Below are 21489 nucleotides of genomic sequence, written 5' to 3'. Positions count from 1 at the left end.
AAAAGGTTTATTCAATAGCTTAAGAAAATAACAATTTTATACAAGTGTTTAGATAGATTTTATCTGTCTGTTTCAGTGAATGTTACGTAATATTCGTTAATCACTCATTAAAATAATAGTGGGTGGATTAATATCAGTTAATTGATATAGCTTATGAGTGTATACCCAATCACAGTCACCCACTTGGCTATAACATTCAGTTATGCGTTTCACTCTTTTGCGCGCTGCACTGCCAGCATAATTCAAAGCTGCCTTCATTTATTTCATGGCACTGAACACATTGCCATTGTGGCTGTTCTATTTCGAGGGCATCAAGTAACGTTTGTGCAGCGGCTAACTGGGTGTTCATCACCCATAATTCGACAGTTTGCATTTCGATAGGAAGGCCACCCACGCCACCTATCAGCGCTTCACCTTTAAGATCAACTTCAATACCACTGGTTTCCAGTAGCCCTTTCCATGTGTGAGCCTGTAACAGATTGCCACCGGCCAATAATACTTTTCGTTGTTCCATGCGTTATCCTACTGCATTGCTCTGCTGGCAAATTTTGTTTAATCCTACTGCCTCAACTAAAATCTGTCGAGTATTGTTTATATTACCAATCCGCATTAATAAGTAACCACTCAGAATGCGTCCAGCGTTTTTTGATTACGGCATCGCAATGCTGTCATGGATGTTCCCTTTCAAATAGCGACAACGCAAAGTAAAACTGCAGGGGCATTCCTTTCAGGCGAGTATAAAAAGGGCTTACATTGCATTGTATGACTTCGAAAGAGAACCACTATGCATTCATGCGCCTTATTTAAGCCCTTTTACACTCTCGCTTAATCATCACTTATTAGCATGGAATGGTATAAATTGGACATTTCTGTTAAACAATGATTACCTTAAGCTTATCGATAACATAGAGCAAAGCTCGTGTTCAAAAGGACTCAACATGACCAAGGTTGTCTTAAAAGGCGTTTTTCAAATCACCCAATGGAATGAAACGTCATACGCAGAGCATGACGATGGCACGAAACAAACGATTGCAAGCATAAAACAAACTTACTCTGGAGACATCACCGGCTTGGCGGAGATCCGTTATGCAATGTCATATCAACAAGATACTACTGCGGTATTTACCGGTATAGAGGAGCTAACGGTTACAACACCAGAAATCACAGGCCGGATCATATTTCAGCATAATGGAACATTTATCGCAGGCGTAGCTCAAAGCCAATTTGCGGTTATTGCGGGTTCCGGCACACAAAATCTGACAGAATATATTGGTCAAGGCGAGTTTACGTCAACCGAGAATGGTCAAGCTGAATATGTGATAACGTTTAACTTACCTTAATGGTGGATTAATCACTGCATAACGTTCGCGTTATATCACGCCAAAAAACACGCTATAAAACACGCTATAAAACACGCTATAAAATAAAATTATTATCGCCATGCTTATTTGTCAGTAAAAAGTATTAGCCTACACATAGATAATGACTTTATTTCAAAGAGAGTATTTTGAACACTTGAACGCAATGGTACAAAAACGGTGTATCAATGGCTTAGATTTAAATAGATGCCTCATTATGAGTAGCAAGTTTATATCTTAATTAAAGCCTGAACGCTGGCCCATCTTAGTGTTGAGTTATGGTCTCGACTTGAGGCTAACTCATTGTTGATTTACATAAATAAAAACATTTCCGACCTCAACCATGCTCATTAAAAAATGAATAAAAAGCCACAGACTCAATTGTTAAATGGTGACATATACTCTACACTCAGAAATTCATTATAAACGGGTTACTTCAATTCATAGCCCGTCAAAAAACCAATATAATTCACTATTAAGAGCCCTGACTAATGCGGACATCCAAAATAATCTTGCTTTGTTTAAGTTTATTGGTCGGGTTATATCTTTTAGTTATATTAACGCTAAACCAAAGTTTACAAGTCTTTAATCGCGATAATAACAACGTCAATTTACAACAATTCGATCAACGTAATGTGACCCCAGTAAACAATCATTGGGCGAACATGTTGTTGAACTACAAAATTGTGTCCGACAACGAAAAAAACTATGTTGTGTTGTCAAAAATTGATAATAAAATAAAAGTAATCAGTCTTGATGAAGCCTTTAATAACATTATGCTATTCAGCAACTTGCCTTTGTTGCTTTTAGGCAGTTTTGCCATAGGTATTCCGTTTTACATTACTCGCCGACAAAAGAGAAAGCTTGATAAGTCTTTAGAAGTGGTCAACAACGAAACCAATAAGCTATTGGCAGCCTTTAATATTACTCCGCCTCAGGTTGAACAACAAAATACTATCTCTAAACTGAGCCTGGCTCTGATTGAGCTCAATAAACAAATTCATGAGCAACAGCATAAAAATATCATTAGCCAACATCAAGATAAATTGACAGGACTGATAGACCGTCATGCCTATTTACAACACCTGCAAACTCAACTTGAAAAAGCCCAAGCCCTAAAGATAAAACAGGCATTATTGTTTATCGACCTTGATGGCTTTAAACAGGTGAATGACTCGTTTGGCCACAGTTTTGGTGATGAAGTATTAATTCAGGTAGCCCAACGACTTGCGACTGTGGTGCGAAACCGCAAACTCAGTCATTTTGCACCAACATTAGGCTTGGAGTTAAGTTTATCGCGATTAGGTGGTGATGAGTTCTCGATATTTATTGAAGACTTACAAGATGAAAACATCGCTATAGAAGTTGCTCAAAATGTATTACAAGAAATAGAAGGCGATTTTGTATTAGGCAATAAGTTAATTAAAATTGGTGCAAGCATTGGGATTGCGGTTTATCCCGACAGTGCGGCAAATCCCAACACCTTATTACAAATGGCCGATGTTGCAATGTATCGCGCTAAAACGGATGGACGAGGTATTTACCGTGTTTATTCGCCTGAAATGGGCAATAAAATGCGTCGTTATCACTATTTACTTGAAGAAATGCGCCTGGCTATGGCGAGCCAAAACTTTAGTTTATCCTTTCAACCCATTGTGAATGTGAACGATTTCAGCATCGATTACTTTGAATGTCTCGTACGCTGGCACCATCCAACAGAAGGCTCTATTTCGCCTGCTGAATTTATTCCCATTGCAGAAGACTCTAACTTAATCTTAGAACTGGGTAATTGGATCATGATTGAAGCCTGTCGCCAAATGGCGGCTTGGTATAATGCAGGTATGAATAAGGTAAGAATATCTGTCAATATTTCTGGGGTGCAATTAGCCCATATCCCGCTTCATGATTGGGTGATGGAAATCATTAATAAGGTCGGATTACCGCCTAAAGCACTATTATTGGAAATCACCGAGTCTTGCTTTATTGATGCTTCTGAAAACGTGATATCAGATTTAGAAAAACTGCGTCAAGCCGGAGTGTTAATTGCCATTGATGACTTTGGTACTGGCTTTAGTTCACTGTCCACCTTGGCTAATTTACCTGTGGATGTGATTAAAATTGATAAACTGTTTATTGACCAAGCTAACATTAACCCAAAATATGAAAAGATTTTAAATTCAATTAGTGGCTTGGGTAAAACCCTTGATTTAAAAATTGTTGCTGAAGGTGTTGAAACCGCGCCACAGTTTGAATTAGTGAAAAAGCTCGGCATTGATTGCATTCAAGGCTATTTAATTAGCCGTCCAGAAACCTCTAAAGATGTCGGCAGTAAAATGATTAGCAAAAATTTTAATCATATTGCAATGACAGGCACTGGTGTATATGCGCCGCAAGCCACTAAAGCTCCTGTAGTACAAATAAAAGCGGGTTAGATGTTTTATGATATCAACGACATTACGTCGTGATAAAGGACGTTAGGCGATGATAAGCATAAATACTCAAACCGCTAACCGCAAACTGATTAACATTAGTCGATTAAACACTGCGGTAGGAACATTTAGGCTAACGGTAAACAATGATCGCTCGCTTAAATTAGTTACCGTAGAGATATTGAGTACCGATGGCTGGGAAGCCTTAGTCATCGAAACTGACACGCCTTGGTATCAAACCCTGGTTACCGCCTGTGAACAACATCTTCGTGAACAATCTGCTCAGCGATAAAACCAACAACATCCAGCCTAATACTTCATGCTAGCTACGATAACGTTTTATACCAATCCGCATTAATAAGTGACCACTCAGAATGCGCTAAGTGGTGTTTGATTAAGACGTCGCAATGTAGTTATGGGTGTTCCCTTGCAAATAGCGAGTACGCAAAGCCGAAGTTGCTGGGGGCATTACTTTCAGGCGAGTGTTTGAACACATTTAATAATTGATAACGATAAAACAACAACCCCCAGCAAGCTGGGGTTTGTTGTGAGCCATTGAGCAGTAACAATGCGTGTTAAGGCACCATTGAAGGCTGATCTGCGCCCTCTTTCTCAATCTCTACCGGTAGCATGTGTTCGCGGTTAATACCCAATTTAATGGCTAAATAACTCGCCACGTAAATTGATGAGTATGTACCCACAAAAATACCCAATAGCAATGCAGTTGCAAAGCCGTGGATCATGGTGCCACCTTTAAGGAATAGCGCAATAACCGTAATCAAGGTCGTACCGGTAGTAATAACAGTACGGCTCATGGTTTGAGTAATTGAGGTATTCACAATTTCTTCAGGTGTGCCTTTACGCATTTTCAAGAAGTTTTCACGAATACGGTCATACACTACGATGGTATCGTTAAGTGAGTAACCGACAACCGTTAACAAACCGGCTAATACCGTTAAGTCAAACTCCAGCTGTAATACCGAAAACACCCCTAAGGTCACAATCACGTCGTGAGCGAGTGCCGCAACAGAACCTGCTGCTAAGCGCCATTCAAAACGAAATGAAACGTAAATGAGGATACAGATTAAGGCAACGATAACCGCGAGGCCGCCTTGTTCTGCTAACTCTTTACCGACTTGTGGACCCACAAACTCAACACGTTTTTGCACTACACCAGCATCAATTGATTGAGCTGCCGTTAATACTGCAGCCACCTGAGCATCACTTTTCAGTTCGCTTCTTACAGGTAAACGCACTAAAACGTCGCGGCTAGAACCAAAGTTCTGTACCACTGCGCCTTCAGCGTCATCCGTTGTCATGGTTGCACGCAACGCATTTAAGTCAACCGGTGCTGAAAACTCCATCTCAACAACAGTACCGCCAGTGAAGTCTAATCCCCAGTTAATGCCCTGCACGCCTAGCGACACAAAAGAAGCAATCACTAAGATAAGCGACATAACACTGATAGGAAATGCATGACGAAGAAAGTCGACTGTGTTTTTTACTGAAAATATCTGAAACATATTCAACTTCTCCTTTAGATAGATAATGACTTAACGCGCTTACCACCCCAAATCGCATTGACGATTGAGCGTGTGCCAACAATGGCTGTAAACATCGAAGTCGCGATACCTATCATTAAGGTAACAGCAAAGCCTTTAACCGCACCGGTACCCACAGCAAACAAGATAAGTGCTGTCATAAAGGTGGTGATGTTAGCATCGGCGATGGTTGAAAACGCATTACCATAACCTTCATGAATGGCTTGTTGTACGCTACGACCGCCTAGAATTTCTTCTCGGATACGTTCAAAAATAAGCACGTTTCCGTCAACAGCCATACCGACTGTTAGCACCATGCCAGCAATACCAGGTAAGGTTAATACCGCACCAGGGATCATCGACATTACGCCCACAACCATAATCAAGTTAGCCATCAATGCAAGGTTGGCGATAAAGCCAAATGCACGGTAGTAAACCATCATAAATACCAGCACAACAACCATGCCCCATACCATTGCTTGTACACCGTTTTCGATGTTTTCAGCACCTAGGCTTGGACCAATTGTACGTTCTTCTACGATTGTCACTGGCGCAATAAGTGCACCAGCACGAAGCAGTAATGCAAGGCTTTGGGCTTCACTGTGCTCAAGACCCGTAATCACAAAGTTACGACCTAAACGCGCCTGGATCGTCGCAACCGAAATGACTTCTTCAATACGTGTCATTTTAACGGTGCCGTCAGGATTACGTAAGCCGCTGTCTTTGTACTCAATAAACAATGTTGCCATTGGTTTACCGATGTTGTCTTTGGTCACGTTAGAGAAAATCGTGCCGCCTTTCGCGTCAAGATTAATCGCAACTTGCGGACGGCTGTATTCATCAAATGCCGGTTGTGCACCGGTAATGTGATCACCCGTTAACATCACTTCTTTTTTCAGAACAGCAATGCCACCTTCACGGCGCTGATACACTTCAGCTCCGGCTGGTACGCGGCCACTCGCCGCTGCACTCACATCTGCTTTGTCGTCCACCATACGAAACTCAATCGATGCTGTAGCACCTAGAATCTCTTTTGCACGTGCAGTATCTTGCACACCAGGGAGTTCAACAATAATGCGCTCAGCGCCTTGACGTTGTACTACCGGTTCGGCAACACCTAACTCATTAACACGGTTACGAATAGTCGTGATGTTTTGCTGTAATGCTTCTTCCTTAATTTGCTTAAGGTATACATCACTCATCGTTGCCAGTAATACAAACTCTTTATCAGTGCTTGCATCGGTATAGACCATATCGTTGCTGCGAGTTTTTAAATAATTCTCAGCTTTGCTAACCGTATCAGCATCACGAAACTTGATCGCAATGCCTTTAGGGGTTTTACGAACACCAGCGTAACGGATGTTTTCTTCACGTAGTTGGCTACGGAAATCAGCCACTTTGGCTTCTTCCATTTTGCGGATCGCTTCGCCCATATCCACTTCCATTAAGAAGTGAACACCACCACGTAAGTCCAAACCTAACTTCATTGGCGAGCCACCAACAGCTTCAAGCCATTCAGGGGTTGCTGGCGCTAAGTTAAGTGCGACGGTAAATTTTTGTCCGAGTTGCTCAGCAATGGCCTCTTTAGCCACTAACTGTTGCTCAGGGTTTTGTACTCGAACTAACAATTGTCCGTTTTCAAGCTCAGCACGCTTAATCGCAATGCCTTTACCTTCTAACATTTGTACAACGTTGGCTTGAGTTGACGCAGTTACTTCTGCACCACGAGTTGCCACTACCTGAACGGCATGGTCTTCACCATACAGATTCGGTATGGCATAAAAACCACCAATGGCGATGATAAGCACCACCATGATGTTTTTCCACATTGGGTATTTATTTAACACACCATAGCCCTCTTGGCTTATAACGACTGGATAGAACCTTTAGGTAATACCGCTGCGATGTAATCCTTTTTAATCGTAATTTGGTTGTTATCGTTAATAGCTAATAACACGTAATCACTTTCTTCGCTGATTTTGGTTACTTTGCCTAAAATACCACCGCTAGTTAACACTTCATCACCTTTTGAAATTGCTGCCATTAGGTTTTTGTGTTCTTTAACGCGCTTTGACTGTGGACGGAAAATCATGAAGTAGAAAATCAACCCGAACATCACAAGCATAAAAATTAACTGCATGGTTTCGCCACCGGCAGCGCCACCCATTGGGCTTGCATAAGCATTTGAAATTAACATAGTTCTCTCTTCTTATTAGCTAAAATTAATCGATTAACTCAGGTACTTCACGACCAAGACTGGTATAGAACTCCTTCACAAAGGCGTCTAATGTACCTGTCTGAATTGCGCCGCGCAAACCTTCCATCAACATTTGGTAGTAACGTAGGTTGTGAATGGTGTTTAAACGCGCACCGAGAATCTCATTACAACGATCTAAATGGTATAAATAAGCACGTGAATAGTTTTTACAGGTATAACAATCACATTTAGCGTCAAGCGTTGCGGTATCATCACGATGACGCGCATTACGGATTTTGATTACCCCTTCGCTGGTAAACAAATGGCCATTACGGGCATTACGTGTTGGCATGACACAGTCGAACATGTCAACGCCACGACGCACACCTTCTACTAAATCTTCTGGTTTACCTACACCCATTAAATAGCGAGGCTTATCAGCAGGGATCTGCGGACAAACATGCTCTAAAATGCGGTGCATATCTGCTTTAGGCTCTCCAACCGCTAAGCCACCAACGGCGTAACCATCAAAGCCAATGTCTAATAATCCTTTGACACTTTCATCGCGCAAATCTTCGTAAACACCGCCTTGGATAATGCCAAACAGTGAGTTAGGATTTTCTAAGCGGTCAAACTCATCACGCGAACGTTTTGCCCAGCGTAGTGACATTTGCATTGATTTACGCGCTTCGTCATGTGTTGCTGGGTATGGCGTACATTCGTCAAAAATCATCACAACATCAGAACCCAATGAATCCTGAATTTGCATTGATTTTTCTGGATCTAAAAAGATTTTTTCACCATTAATCGGTGAACGAAAATGCACGCCTTCTTCGGTTATTTTACGAATGTCGCCTAAGCTAAACACCTGAAATCCACCCGAATCAGTCAATATTGGACGTTGCCAGTTCATAAAGTCATGCAAGTCACCATGTTTGCGCATGATTTCTTCGCCAGGGCGTAGCCATAAATGGAAAGTATTACCCAATAAAATGTCTGCACCAGTGGCACGCACTTCTTCAGGCGTCATACCTTTAACGGTACCGTAAGTACCTACAGGCATAAATGCTGGCGTTTCTACTGTGCCACGGTCAAATATCAAACGTCCGCGACGCGCACGTCCATCAGTTGTGTCTAATTCAAATTTCATAAATCACCTTGCCAGATAAACAGTCTGACTTGTTTAGTTTCTATAGTAATGAGGGCAAATTTTAATGCTTCAAGGTTAAGAACACATTAAAACATCAAAACGCCCACTGTTTGCGGGCGTTTATTGGCGGCTATTGTAAATCAATTTCGGCTATTAGGGGGCTTTTTTCGTCACAAACATGGCATCGCCATAGCTAAAAAAGCGATATTTTTGCGCTATAGCATGTTGATACGCAGCCATGACCTCATCGTAACCAGCAAACGCACTGAGTAACATGATTAACGTTGACTCAGGTAAGTGGAAGTTAGTCACCATCGCATCAACAATCTTAAACTGATAACCAGGGTAGATGAAGATATCAGTATCGCCGCTAAACGTTTCAAGAGGCGCATCACCACAAGCGCGAGCAGCACTTTCTAGTGAACGTACTGACGTCGTACCAACGGCGACAACGCGGTGACCATTGGCTTTCGTTTGTGCAATAAGATCGACAACATCTTGCGAAACATTTGCCCATTCAGAATGCATTTTATGTTCAAGCACATTATCAACACGAACAGGCTGAAATGTCCCCGCGCCAACATGCAAAGTAACAAAGGCAACATTGACGCCCTTTTCTTTTAACGCGGCTAACATTGCTTCATCAAAATGCAAACCAGCGGTAGGCGCAGCTACGGCTCCTGGTGTTTGATTATAAACAGTTTGATAACGCTCTTTGTCCGCATCTTCATCAGGACGGTCGATATAGGGAGGAAGAGGCATATGGCCGACTTGCTCAAGCACGGCTAAAATAGTGTTATCGCCTAATAATTCTAGTTCAAATAAAGCATCATGACGCGCAAGCATCTTCATTTGATAACCTGAATCTAAGTGAATTAATGAATCCACTTTTGGCGATTTTGAGCTACGAACATGGGCAAGGATACGCTTATCATCAAGCATACGCTCAACTAGGATTTCAAGCTTGCCACCTGTGGCTTTTTGGCCAAATAAGCGTGCTGGGATCACTCGGGTGTTATTGAACACCATTAAGTCACCTGGGTTAATTAACTCAAGTAAATCAGTGAATTGCTTATCCGCTAACTGTCCGTCTATACCATTAAGGGTTAATAGACGCGACGCATTGCGTTGTGCCGTTGGATAGCGAGCAATAAGCTCATCTGGAAGGTCAAAAGAAAAGTCAGCAACGCGCATAGTAATATCTCAACAGTAAAAACGGCCGCTAGTCTATGGCGAGCGCAAGTTAAGATCAAGTTTACTGATTACTTTGTCGGCTTTTGTGGTGATGTGGGAGAGTTGAGACTGTTGTGTTCCAACGTTGCCGTTGTTGGCTGCGCTGTCGTTTTATCAGACTTAAAAGAATGAACTTCGTAACGCATATCAATCTGTACTTTATTTGTTTTAGCCGCAATCGGCCTGCCGAAGATTTTTTTAAGCCAGTCTTTCATCATCCATGATCCCTAAATAAAGCCTTAATTTTTATAATCAATTAGCTAACACTAATTTATAGCCGTTATTCCAACACAGTACACAATACTCCATGACATTTGTGTATAAAGCGTTATGATTGAACCAAGCAGCTTGTCATTATTGTAATGCTTTGTTACAAACGGCTTGTATCATACTGTAAAATAATAAAATTAGAAGCACAAAATATGAACTTTTTAGCTCACTTACATTTAGCTGACATAAGCGATACCCACCTAGTCGCTAATTTGTGCGGTGATTTCGCCAAAGGAAAAATTGAAGATCACCCTCAACATCTTCAACAAGGAATTTGGTTGCATCGTCAAATAGATCAAGTCACTGATAGCCATGAAATTATTATCGATTTATTGAAACAATTCCCTAAAACGTCTCGCCGAGTCGCCCCGATATTAATCGATTTAACCTTTGACCATTACTTAGCGTTTTATTGGGAAGAATACCATCATCAAGAACTCGATGTCTTTTGCCAAAAAGCCTACCAGGAACTTAATACCACCGCTGAATTACCTGCAAGTTTACAAGCTATCGCACCTAAAATAATCCAACAGGATTGGTTGAGTAGCTATCAAACGAAGCAAGGGTTAAATCAAGCGATAAAAGGGGTTAGCCAGAGATTGTCAAAACCGGAACTATTTGACCATGCGATACGTGACGTTGATAAACTTTACGTTGAGATTGAAATAGCGTTTCGAACTTTTTACCCACAGTTAATGGCTTACAGCAAGATATACAGTCGTAAAACCCCAAGCCAATATTTACCCTAAGATGAAGTAAGCTCTCAATATGCCAATATGGATAACCCGTGTAATAAAGACTGTCGGTAGCAACGTTCGTTCACCGCGTTTTTGGCTATTGGCCTTACGAGACAGCGCAATATTCGCGGTACTGATGTTTGCCGTTGCCAGTTACCTTCAACGTGACATGCAAACAGGTACAGCTCTTCCTATTAATGCCAGCTTAGTAAAGGGAGACTTAATAAAAAGTAGCTTGGTCAATAACCATTTTATCAACAACGATAAGGTGTCACTCTTTAATACTGCTGCGCGGGACAATAAAGCAACCTTAGTGTATTTTTGGGGAACATGGTGCCCAGTGTGTAAAGTCACCTCGCCGATGGTCAACAATGTGGCTAACGCTCAAGTTTACCCCGTTATTTCTGTTGCTGTCGCCTCTGGTTCAAATGGCGACATTGACGCTTTTATGCAGCATAATGATTACCAATTTGCGGTCATCAATCAAAACATCAATGGCAACGATTATAGCCAACAATGGGGGGCAACCGCCCTACCTGCAATTTATATTGTCGACCGTAACAATCAAATTCGCTTTGTGACATCGGGGATTACCAGCAGTTGGGGCATGTCTCTTCGCTTGTGGTTTGCAAGCTTGTAGTTAAGCTCTACTTGAGATATTAAATGGCAGCATGTTGTCATTTGATCCTAAACATTCCACTTATATCCCCCTATTGACGTTATCTTATTTTCGTTGCTGAACAAATTTTGTTAGTATGCGCGCGTTACTTTCAGGCATAACTTTAGTTTATTAAAGAGACAATTCCATCATGCACATCTTTACTTATCGACCACCGTCAATTCCTTGGTTGGACATCCGTTATAAAGACCGTGATATTATTGTGATTAATAAACCTTCTGGATTGTTATCAAATCCGGGGCGCTCACCAGACACCCATGACACTGCAATTACTCGCTTACAGCAACGTTACCCAGAAGCGATTTTAATCCACCGTTTAGATTGTGATACTTCTGGCATTATGATTTTTGCGCGTACCAAAAAAGCGGAATCTCACTTAAAAATTCAGTTTCAGAACCGCCAAGCCAAAAAAGTGTATATTGCTGAAGTATTTGGCAAGGTATTGGAACAACAAGGTAAAGTGAATTTTGCACTCGGGCCAAACCCTGATTCACCCCCCTTTCAGATGTTAACCGAGTCAGGCAAAGCAGCGCTGACTTATTTTAGTGTGCTAGAACACCGTAAAAATTCAACCTTAATGGAACTTAAGCCTCATACTGGCCGCACCCACCAATTAAGGGTGCACATGCTGGCGCTGGGTCATCCTATATTAGGTGATGAGTTTTATGGCGATGCACAAATCATACAAGCCAGTAAACGCCTCAATTTACATGCGCAATCATTAACCATTACACACCCGTACACCCAAGTTGAAATGACCTTTTTTAGCCAACATCCATTCTAAAAGCCTGAACTCAGAATAAGAATAACGGCATAAATTAAGCACAAAAATGCCGGCGCCACAGTTATCCCATGGGCCGGCATTTTTTGAGTACGCTATAATTTAACTTGCTTGAGCCGCTTCTTTCGCTTCGGCAGCTTCACATGCCGCAGCCGTAAAGATAACGTCAGTAGAGCTGTTTAACGCAGTTTCTGCTGAGTCTTGAATAACACCAATAATAAAGCCTACCGCGACAACCTGCATTGCAACGTCATTTGAAATACCAAATAAGCCACAAGCTAATGGAATTAACAATAACGATCCACCAGCCACACCAGACGCACCACAAGCTGATACCGATGCAACAATACTCAATAACAACGCGGTCATAAAGTCGACAGGAATGTTAAGTGTGTGTGCTGCAGCAAGGGTTAACACGGTAATCGTAATTGCCGCCCCGCCCATGTTAATCGTCGCACCCAATGGAATAGACACTGAGTAAGTGTCTTTATGCAGCTTTAACTCTTCACACAACGCCATATTAACTGGAATATTGGCCGCACTCGAACGAGTAAAGAAAGCCGTTACGCCACTTTCACGTAAGCACTTTAAAACCAATGGATAAGGGTTGCGCTTAATTTTAGCAAATACAATGAGTGGGTTAACCACTAAGGCAATAAATAACATTGCGCCAACGAGTACCGCTAATAACTGAGCATAACCTGCTAGTGCTTCGAAACCTGTTTCAGCAAATGTAGCGGCCACTAAGCCGAAAATACCGATTGGGGCTAAGCGAATCACAAAGCGAACAATATTGGATACGGCATCGCTTAGATCTGACAGCATTTGCTTAGTGCTTTCACTGGCGTGATGCATGGTAATACCTAACCCTGCGCCCCACACTAAAATACCGATATAGTTACCAGTTAACAATGCGTTGACTGGGTTATCGACAATTTTAAATAATAATGTATTTAACACCTCGGTAATACCTTGAGGTGGGTTAGAACCTTCAATTCCGGTTGCCAGTAATAATGTCGTTGGAAATGCAAAACTGAAAATAACCGCAGTAAACGCCGCAGCAAAGGTCCCTAAAAGGTATAAACCAATGATTGGGCGCATATTGGTGTGGCTGTTTTTCTTTTGATTAGCAATCGATGATGCGACCAATACAAATACAAGTACGGGTGCAATGGCTTTTAGTGCGCCAACAAACAGCGAACCTAAAAATGCCACACTGTGGGCACCGGTTGTTGAAACACTGGCTAAGATCACTCCCAAAATGATCCCGCTGATAATTTGTAGCACTAAGCTACCGCTAGCGATTCGAGCTAACAGTGATTTTTTCTGATTCATTGCTTAACCTATGATTATTATATTAATGGCTTTTTAATCGTTAGTAGTCGCTAAAGCTAATGCAGTGGTTAAGAGCGTAGTACCTTATAAAAAAACTGTTGTTAGCCTATAAAGCGATACACAAATTAACCTATATCTCTGAAAATTATTATGTTGTTGGCATCCATGTTAACAATTTAACTCAACATAAGTGTTTCAGAAATAACTCAACGGTTTTAGCTTTAGGCTATCACTAGGCGCGGTGCACCGAAAAAGCCTTGTAGCTATATATCAGGATGGAACATAAGAAGTCTAGTGTTGAGCACAAAAGAGTAAAAAAAATCAATCGTTGTGGTTTAAATGAACAATAATTTATCTGTTCTATATAAAATGCAATCAAGTTGTTAAACATGTTGCAAGCCCAAGGCTATAGAAAATATTGATGTTTTTACTGTTTATCAAACAACTTGTTTTGTTTGAGCGCCGCGCAACATAGCGTCAATCAACTCTTTGGCATCAAACTTAGTTAATGCTTCATTAGCCCCAACTTGCTTAGCCTGACTCACGCTGATCTCACTAGATAATGATGTGTGTAGGATAATATAAGCATTGGCGATATCGGGATTATTTTTAACTTCGAACGCGAGTTCATAACCATCTAAGCCAGGCATTTCAATATCACTGACAAGTAAATCTATCGGCGCACGCTCTTTTGCAGCTTGCAACATCATTTGCAATGCTTCATGGCCGTCTGATGTCACTTGATAGGCAATGTTGATTGAATCTAATGCATCAGATAACTGCTTACGAGCCACTTTTGAATCATCGACTAAGAGAATGCGTAACGGTTTGAGTTTCTCTCGTTGAACGTCGGTCAAAATAGCGCGATTAGTGATGGGATCGTCAGGAAATATTTTTGATAATAATAACTCTACGTCAAGAAGCTGTACTAGCTTGTCATCAAACCGAGTCACTCCAGTTAAAAAAGCATTTTTGCCTAAATTATCTGAAGGAGCCTCAATGTTGCGCCAATTACACTCAATGATTTTATCGATTGCGCGCACTAAAAAACCAATCACCATGCGTTGGCAATCGGTAATGATGATGTAACAATCTTGACGTTCTTGTTCTGTTACAGGCTTAAAGCCAATGCCAGCAGCCATATCAATAACAGGAATCGTCATGCCACGGATTGTTGCTGCGCCCATAATAGCGGGATGAGAATGAGGGATTTTGGTTAACGGCGTATACGGAACAAGCTCACGAATTTTTAAGGTTCCCAATGCAAACTGTTGGGTTTGGTTCAACCTAAAAAGCAATAGACCTTGCGATTGATTCGCTTTGCTCATTTTTGGACTCATCGTTTCCCCTTATTCACACGTTTGTCTTTTTCACTATAGCATTTATCGCCAAAGTTTAGCGTGCCTTTAACACATACGGATCACAATACAAAAAAATTCACAGTGATGACGATTTCACAAAAAATAAAGGGAAACATTGAGATAAATCTTAACGATCTATCTTGATGTTTCCCTTACACTCGGTGTTGAGTGTGTATTCAATCTGTTTGCAAGTACCTTAACAAACAGAATGACTTATTAATTTGATGGTGACTGTAACTCATAAAGCACATCATAAACAAATTGATCCCAGCCATCTGCATCAAATGCTAAACCACTGGCATTACGAACCTGGCTTACTGCATGTACAGGGGCGGCACCATTTTCCATCATGTAATACGCCATCACCATTTCGGTGCGGTTAATACCAGAGCGACAATGCAATAATACCGGTAATCCCTCAGCTTCACATTGACGAATAAAGGCCAAAATTTGCGGCAAAATTTCCGCACATACCGCTAAATCTTGCGGTTTAGGTGGAATGTTGTCTGGTAAATTAAAGACCCTATGCTTTAAACCTAATTGTGCCATGGCAGCAGTATCACAGCCTTCACCATTGTTTAATGATGCAATCGCGCCAAACCCGGCTTGCTTTAACTCTGCTAAGTCCCATGCATCTTTATTAGGACCACTTCGCCCTGCGATTTGATCATCAACTAACCAAAAAATATGTTTCATATTACCTACTACTAATCTGGTTTTTTAGCCCAAATATCAACATTAATTGGGGGTGACTTTTTGCGTTTTTTCTTACCTGTACCTTCCGATTTTGCAACGGGTTTAGGTTGTTCTAACACAACATCAGGCATATTCTCGTCGGCTTCGAATCCGCCAACTTGTTCACGTTCAAGACGAATTTTATTCTTTTTCTCAATAACTGAGAAATGATGATACTCATCATGCGATAACAAGGTTAACGCTAAACCGACCTCTCCTGCACGGCCACTTCGGCCAATGCGATGCATATAATCTGCTGGACTGCGTGGTAAGTCAAAATTAATTACTACGGGCAGTTTTTCAATGTCCAAACCTCGTGCGGCTATGTCGGTTGCAATCAATACCTGTATCTCTCCAGCTTTAAAGCTTTCGAGTACTCGACTACGTGCACCTTGCGCTTTATCACCGTGAAACACTTCAGCGCTAATGCCACGTTTAGCCAACTTTTGCGCTAAGTGATTACAGCTATTTTTAGCACTGACAAAAATCAATACTTGGCGCCACTGATGTTCTAGTAATAAATGCGCAAGCAAAGCGGTTTTCTTCTCGCGGTTAACCGTCATAACACGTTGTACCAGAGTACTTGCTTCAGCGCTTTGTAACTGTACTTCTAAAGGCTCAACCAATAACGCTTGGGTTAACTGGCGCACTTCTTCAGGAAATGTGGCCGAAAACAGCAGTGTTTGCTTTTTCTTTGGCAGTAAGGCGATAAGTTGCGATAACTCTTCAGTAAAGCCCAAACTGAGCATTCTGTCGGCTTCATCAAGCACTAATGTGGTCACTGCAGATAACTTAATCGCATTGGATGACACTAAATCTAATAATCTACCAGGTGTTGCCACAACAACATCAGCACCGCCACGTAAAGCGAGCATTTGAGTATTAACTGATACACCCCCAAACGCAGCAACCACTTTGATGTCGCCATTTAAGTGCACGGCATAAGATTTAAAACTGTCGGCGACCTGTTTGGCAAGCTCGCGTGTCGGCACTAATACCAAAGCACTGGCAAAGTTTCCTTTGGTGGCATTAACATTGGTGCGTTTCATTAACTGCTGCAATATCGGCAATGCAAACGCTGCGGTTTTACCTGAGCCAGTATTAGCGCCTGCTAATAAATCTTTGCCCGCTAAAATACTGGGTATTGTGTGGGCTTGAATCGGCGTAGGCTGAAGATATTGAAGCTCTGCCAATCGAGCCAATAACGGAGTGTTTAGGCCAAATTCTGCAAAGGTGGTAGCTAATGAAGCTTGTGTCATGGATCTGATGCGCTCAACAATGGATAACAATCGGATATTTTACCGCACTTTGGCGCATCAGTCAGATTAATTACGATTTATTCGCTCGCTTCTAGGTTAAGCAACCATTGCTTCATGTCCAGACCATAAGCATAACCGGTTAACTTACCACCTTTACCTATCACACGGTGGCACGGAACAATAATAGCGATAGGATTAGCGCCATTAGCCGCACCAACGGCCCTAACCGCTTTGGGCCGACCTATGATATTGGCTATATCGCTGTAACTGCAGCTTTCACCAAAAGCCAGTTCACTTAATGCTTGCCACACTTGTAGTTGAAACTCAGTACCTTTGGCGGCTAGCGTGACACTAAACTGCTGCCTTGTGCCGGAAAAATACTCTGCTAACTGCTGGATTGTCACCTCAATATGTCGTTTTGCTTCAGCGGTTAATGAGTCATCTTCGTGATGACTCATTAACGTTGTCGATGATTGAATCATCACATCTGCACAAATCAGCGCTAAATCATCAACTTGTAAATGGGTTAAACCATGCTCGGATGCTTTGAGAGAAAGCAAACCCACGGGGCTAGAAACCATAGCGTGTATTCTTGGGGGAGCAATTATTGGCATCATTTTACTCTTCTGTTGGGTTCAGTGGGTCTTCATCCCATAACTGAAACGTTAAATAACTGCCCCAAGGGCTGGCAAGTTGGCTAATTTCTTTGGCTATTTGGGCATATATTTTAGTTGATTCAATAGGTTTATTAGCGAGTTGATGCAACGCATAAAGGCGATTTTTTATCACCAAATCAGTGGCCAAGAATACATTAGGGTCACTTAAGCCTCGCATTTGAGCATAAGCCACCGTCCATGGGCCAATACCTTTAACCGCTAGCCAATCTTGTGGTGTAGAGTCGGGATATTGCTCAACAAATTGGCCCAAAGCAATCAATGCGAGTTTACGTGCGCCAGGCATTTTTAACTCATCAAGTGAGGCTTGGGCGATGACTTGGGGTGAAGGAAAGAGTCGCCACGTTTTGCCGTTTATGGTGAGTGCGTCACCATAATACTGCACTAACGTATTGAGTAACTTAGTCGCTTGCACCACACTGACTTGCTGCCCTAAAACCGCCCTGCATGCAGCTTCAAATACATTACCTGTGCCGGGGATCCGTAAACCAGCATCCACTTTAGCCCCTAGAGATGAAATAGGAACGAATGCTTTTTCAATGACCTGCATATCTGCATCCAAGTCGAATATAGACCTGATTTTGCTAACAATTTTGTGCAAATGCTTCACGTCGTCTACGTTAACAAAATAAATGCTCACATCAAGTTGCGATTTTTGGGTATTCGGACTCACCGAAAAGACACCGTTAACACCAAAGAACGAAAAGCTTCTCGCATAACCGCCGTTTCCATCAATGACCTCCATGTGTTCGACTTGGCGAAAAGCATAAAAGCGATTCATTTTTTGCCAATTAAGTGGCGGTCGATAGGCTAAGGCGAGTTGAATAGGGTTCACTGACATGACTTCATTATCTGAATGGATTTTCGTTAGTGTCAGTGTATTATGCTGTTTGCGTAAATCTGATGGTGTTAGCATAAGCTCTTGTTTAAAAACTTCATTAAAACGTCGAATACTATTAAAACCAGCCGCCATGGCGACATCAGTCATAGATAATGACGTTTGATGAATAAGTTGTTTTGCAAACATCAATTGCTGATAAATCGCAAACCGTTTAGGCGAGGTGCCGACACCTTGATTAAAAAGCTGGCTTAAATATCGACTAGTGATCCCAAGCCGATCAGCAAGCTCAGTGATCGTTCCTGCATTATCACCACTTAAAAATCCCTGTTCAATTAATGTAATTGCGCGATTTAATGTGGTGTCAGTACCTCGCCAAGCATGCGAACTGGGTGCGCTATCTGGACGACATCTAAGGCAAGGTCGTAAACCTGCATTAGCGGCTTTTATTGCAGAATCAAAATAGCGGACGTTTTTTTCATGAGGTGGCGGAGCCGGACAAATTGAACGACAATAAATCCCCGTTGTTAGCACTCCGGTAAAAAATTGACCATCAAAACGTGCGTCGCGACTAAGCCTAGCCTGCTGGCATACTTGTGCTGTCAATGTGCAATCTACTGAAGCCCCCATCAATTGGCATAACCTATACCTGCAACTGAATAAAAATAAAAAGCATATTGAACATTCATCTTAAGAGTCTCGTATAACGTGCCATTGGGTTATTTTACCTAAGGCAAAGTACCACACCTAGCGGAAAACGGAACTCAATCGCATTTGTATACGGTAACAATTTAACCCATTACATTTGTCATTTTTACGTTATCCTATGCACCAGAAATCTCACTAACCATGTTAGAGCAATAGATGTTTAAATTTTTTGAATCTTTGACCCAAGCTTTACCACCAGAAGAACCGACTCAGCCGCCGAATACCTTATACGCATTCTGTCGTCATTATACTCGAGGGTTTGGTTGGCCATTAATTGTGATGTCTGTACTCACGGCAATGCTTGCCATTCTCGAAGTGTCGTTATTTGGATTTATGGGAAAATTAGTTGATTGGTTAGTCACTAAGAACCCACAGACATTATGGCAAGATGAACATGTAACCTTAATTGGTATGTCCATTATTGTAATATTTGTTATCCCTTTTTTAGTCTGGTTGCATGCATCCATTGTCTATCAAACGTTGCTCGGCAACTACCCAATGGCCATTCGCTGGCAGGCACACCGTTATTTACTTAAGCAGAGTATTTCGTTTTATCAGGACGATTTTGCTGGCCGCGTAGCCACTAAAGTGATGCAAACCTCGCTAGCTGTGCGCGAAACAGTCATGAAATTATTAGATGTGCTGATGTACATTTTGATTTATTTCACCTCGATGTTAGTCATGATTGCCAGCGCCGATGTACGCCTTGTATTACCTATGCTGATTTGGTTAGCCGCCTATGTTGCTATTCAATGGAAATTAGTGCCTAAACTAAAAGCTGTAGCCACTGAGCAAGCTGATGCCCGTTCAACAATGACGGGCCGTATTGTTGACAGTTACACCAATATTTCCACCGTAAAATTGTTTTCTCATACCAAGCAAGAAGCGGATTATGCGCGCGACAGTATGAGCATTTTTTTAAACACGGTTTATGGCCAAATGCGTTTAGTCACAGTAATTAACGTGTTAGTTCAAATCATTAATTATTTATTGGCATTCACTATCACTGCTGTTTCAATTTGGCTATGGGCAGACAGTGCCATTACCGTTGGCGCAATAGCAATTGCTGTGAGCTTAGCGCTGCGTTTGAACGGCATGTCTCAATGGATTATGTGGGAAATTAGCTCGTTATTTGAAAATATTGGTACCGTAACTGACGGCATGAATACTTTGTCAAAACCCATTGCGATTCAAGATAAACTAGATGCAAAGGACATTGTTGTTAACCACGGTCAAATTGATTTTAACCAGGTAAGTTTTCATTACGGTGAGAAAAAAGGGGTTATCGATGCGCTTGACTTACATATTAAACCAGGTGAAAAAGTCGGTTTAGTGGGTCGTTCAGGTGCAGGAAAATCGACATTAGTGAACTTACTGATGCGTTTTCATGATGTCGAGCAGGGACAAATTATTATTGACGGCCAACCATTAACGGACATTACTCAAGATTCATTACGTGCCAACATTGGCATGGTGACTCAAGATACATCACTACTACATCGCTCGATTCGCGAAAATATTCTTTATGGCGATCCACACGCTAGCGAAGAAAAATTGATGGCCGCAATTACTCAAGCCCAAGCATTTGATTTTATTGATACGTTAACGGATCCTTTCGGTAATACAGGCTTAGATGCACAGGTTGGTGAGCGCGGCGTTAAGCTGTCTGGTGGTCAACGCCAGCGTATCGCAATTGCAAGAGTCTTACTTAAAAACGCCCCGATATTATTACTCGATGAAGCCACTTCAGCGCTCGACTCAGAAGTCGAAGCGGCTATTCAAGAGTCTTTATACGAATTAATGGAAGGTAAAACGGTTATTGCGATTGCCCATAGGTTATCCACCATTGCAGCAATGGACCGTCTGATTGTATTGGACCAAGGTAAAATTGTAGAACAAGGCACTCATCAAGAGCTGATTAAAGCTAATGGAATATATTCACAACTCTGGTCACATCAAACTGGTGGGTTCTTAGGGTTAGATTAATGTCATAACTTTCAGCGTTGTAACACCAGGAAGCCATTCTATTTGAGTGGCTTTTTTACGGCCAAAATATGAAGAAAATTATCAGTACAATTGTAAGCGTCCGGGCAAGTACGTCTTCAACTGCGCTCATCGAGCCTTTATCTTAACGACTGATAATGACATCAGGAGTTAACATGGCTACACGTTCACATCAAGATTGGGCTGCTTTGATACAACAG

Annotated in this window: 20 protein-coding genes; 7 read left to right on the top strand and 13 right to left on the bottom strand. The window is 41.7% G+C overall.

Annotation, left to right across the window (positions count from 1 at the left end; translation table 11 throughout):
• Positions 1–196: 196 nt before the first annotated feature.
• A complete protein-coding gene (locus AC19MX_RS18550; protein WP_432401767.1) occupies positions 197–514 on the bottom strand; it encodes a putative signal transducing protein in 318 nt (105 codons plus the stop codon).
• Positions 515–938: 424 nt separating this feature from the next.
• Here AC19MX_RS18550 and AC19MX_RS18545 point away from each other — a divergent pair, with 424 nt between their 5' ends.
• The 3 genes from AC19MX_RS18545 to AC19MX_RS18535 all read left to right on the top strand — a co-directional run bounded on the left by AC19MX_RS18545 (position 939) and on the right by AC19MX_RS18535 (position 4079).
• Positions 939–1340, top strand: coding sequence for a DUF3224 domain-containing protein (locus AC19MX_RS18545; RefSeq protein ID WP_498299412.1), 402 nt, complete (start codon positions 939–941; stop codon positions 1338–1340).
• A 509-nt stretch (positions 1341–1849) separates the two neighbouring features.
• Entirely contained in the window at positions 1850–3790 is a 1941-nt protein-coding gene (locus AC19MX_RS18540) for a putative bifunctional diguanylate cyclase/phosphodiesterase (protein WP_498299410.1), read from the top strand.
• Positions 3791–3839: 49 nt separating this feature from the next.
• Positions 3840–4079, top strand: coding sequence for a hypothetical protein (locus AC19MX_RS18535; RefSeq protein ID WP_498299409.1), 240 nt, complete (start codon positions 3840–3842; stop codon positions 4077–4079).
• Positions 4080–4362: 283 nt separating this feature from the next.
• On the opposite strand, the gene secF is transcribed toward AC19MX_RS18535, so the two are convergent.
• From secF to AC19MX_RS18505, 6 genes are all read right to left on the bottom strand, one after another.
• Positions 4363–5310 (bottom strand): protein translocase subunit SecF, encoded by a 948-nt coding sequence (secF, locus tag AC19MX_RS18530; protein ID WP_160055624.1) that lies wholly within the window; start codon positions 5308–5310, stop codon positions 4363–4365.
• A 14-nt stretch (positions 5311–5324) separates the two neighbouring features.
• Positions 5325–7175, bottom strand: a complete 1851-nt coding sequence (secD, locus tag AC19MX_RS18525) for a protein translocase subunit SecD (protein WP_498299408.1) — start codon at positions 7173–7175, stop codon at positions 5325–5327.
• Positions 7176–7192: 17 nt separating this feature from the next.
• Positions 7193–7525: a preprotein translocase subunit YajC gene (gene yajC, locus AC19MX_RS18520; RefSeq protein ID WP_432401757.1), complete on the bottom strand. Its 333-nt coding sequence runs from the start codon at positions 7523–7525 to the stop codon at positions 7193–7195.
• A gap of 25 nt (positions 7526–7550) precedes the next feature.
• Entirely contained in the window at positions 7551–8675 is a 1125-nt protein-coding gene (tgt, locus tag AC19MX_RS18515) for a tRNA guanosine(34) transglycosylase Tgt (protein ID WP_432401755.1), read from the bottom strand.
• Between the two features lie 153 nt (positions 8676–8828).
• A complete protein-coding gene (queA, locus tag AC19MX_RS18510; RefSeq protein ID WP_498299406.1) occupies positions 8829–9869 on the bottom strand; it encodes a tRNA preQ1(34) S-adenosylmethionine ribosyltransferase-isomerase QueA in 1041 nt (346 codons plus the stop codon).
• A gap of 68 nt (positions 9870–9937) precedes the next feature.
• Positions 9938–10126: a hypothetical protein gene (locus AC19MX_RS18505; protein ID WP_432401751.1), complete on the bottom strand. Its 189-nt coding sequence runs from the start codon at positions 10124–10126 to the stop codon at positions 9938–9940.
• Positions 10127–10330: 204 nt separating this feature from the next.
• Here AC19MX_RS18505 and AC19MX_RS18500 point away from each other — a divergent pair, with 204 nt between their 5' ends.
• From AC19MX_RS18500 to AC19MX_RS18490, 3 genes are all read left to right on the top strand, one after another.
• Positions 10331–10927 carry an acyl carrier protein phosphodiesterase gene (locus tag AC19MX_RS18500; protein WP_498299404.1) on the top strand — a complete coding sequence of 199 codons (597 nt, stop codon included), beginning with the start codon at positions 10331–10333 and terminating at the stop codon, positions 10925–10927.
• A 19-nt stretch (positions 10928–10946) separates the two neighbouring features.
• Complete coding sequence (locus tag AC19MX_RS18495; RefSeq protein ID WP_498299403.1) at positions 10947–11555, top strand: protein disulfide oxidoreductase; 609 nt, start codon at positions 10947–10949, stop codon at positions 11553–11555.
• 169 nt (positions 11556–11724) lie between these two features.
• On the top strand, positions 11725–12378 hold the full coding sequence (locus tag AC19MX_RS18490) for an RluA family pseudouridine synthase (RefSeq protein ID WP_498299402.1): 654 nt from the start codon (positions 11725–11727) through the stop codon (positions 12376–12378).
• Between the two features lie 99 nt (positions 12379–12477).
• Here AC19MX_RS18490 and sstT read toward each other — a convergent pair whose 3' ends face one another.
• The 6 genes from sstT to AC19MX_RS18460 all read right to left on the bottom strand — a co-directional run bounded on the left by sstT (position 12478) and on the right by AC19MX_RS18460 (position 19207).
• Positions 12478–13710 carry a serine/threonine transporter SstT gene (sstT, locus tag AC19MX_RS18485; protein ID WP_498299401.1) on the bottom strand — a complete coding sequence of 411 codons (1233 nt, stop codon included), beginning with the start codon at positions 13708–13710 and terminating at the stop codon, positions 12478–12480.
• Positions 13711–14147: 437 nt separating this feature from the next.
• Positions 14148–15050: a chemotaxis protein gene (locus AC19MX_RS18480; RefSeq protein ID WP_498299400.1), complete on the bottom strand. Its 903-nt coding sequence runs from the start codon at positions 15048–15050 to the stop codon at positions 14148–14150.
• A 237-nt stretch (positions 15051–15287) separates the two neighbouring features.
• Positions 15288–15767 carry a protein-tyrosine phosphatase family protein gene (locus AC19MX_RS18475; protein WP_498299399.1) on the bottom strand — a complete coding sequence of 160 codons (480 nt, stop codon included), beginning with the start codon at positions 15765–15767 and terminating at the stop codon, positions 15288–15290.
• 11 nt (positions 15768–15778) lie between these two features.
• A complete protein-coding gene (locus tag AC19MX_RS18470; protein WP_498299398.1) occupies positions 15779–17065 on the bottom strand; it encodes a DEAD/DEAH box helicase in 1287 nt (428 codons plus the stop codon).
• A gap of 77 nt (positions 17066–17142) precedes the next feature.
• Positions 17143–17646 (bottom strand): methylated-DNA--[protein]-cysteine S-methyltransferase, encoded by a 504-nt coding sequence (locus tag AC19MX_RS18465; RefSeq protein ID WP_498299397.1) that lies wholly within the window; start codon positions 17644–17646, stop codon positions 17143–17145.
• A 37-nt stretch (positions 17647–17683) separates the two neighbouring features.
• Entirely contained in the window at positions 17684–19207 is a 1524-nt protein-coding gene (locus tag AC19MX_RS18460) for a DNA-3-methyladenine glycosylase 2 family protein (protein WP_498299396.1), read from the bottom strand.
• 234 nt (positions 19208–19441) lie between these two features.
• On the opposite strand from AC19MX_RS18460, the gene AC19MX_RS18455 reads away from it, so the two are divergent.
• The gene (locus AC19MX_RS18455) at positions 19442–21271 is read left to right on the top strand and encodes an ABC transporter ATP-binding protein (RefSeq protein ID WP_498299395.1); all 1830 of its coding nucleotides are present in this window, start codon (positions 19442–19444) and stop codon (positions 21269–21271) included.
• Positions 21272–21489: the final 218 nt, after the last annotated feature.

It is taken from the genome of Shewanella sp. MF05956, from assembly GCF_059758055.1.
Note: the sequence above shows the minus strand (reverse complement) of the source record. Positions and strands in the feature narration are given on the sequence as shown.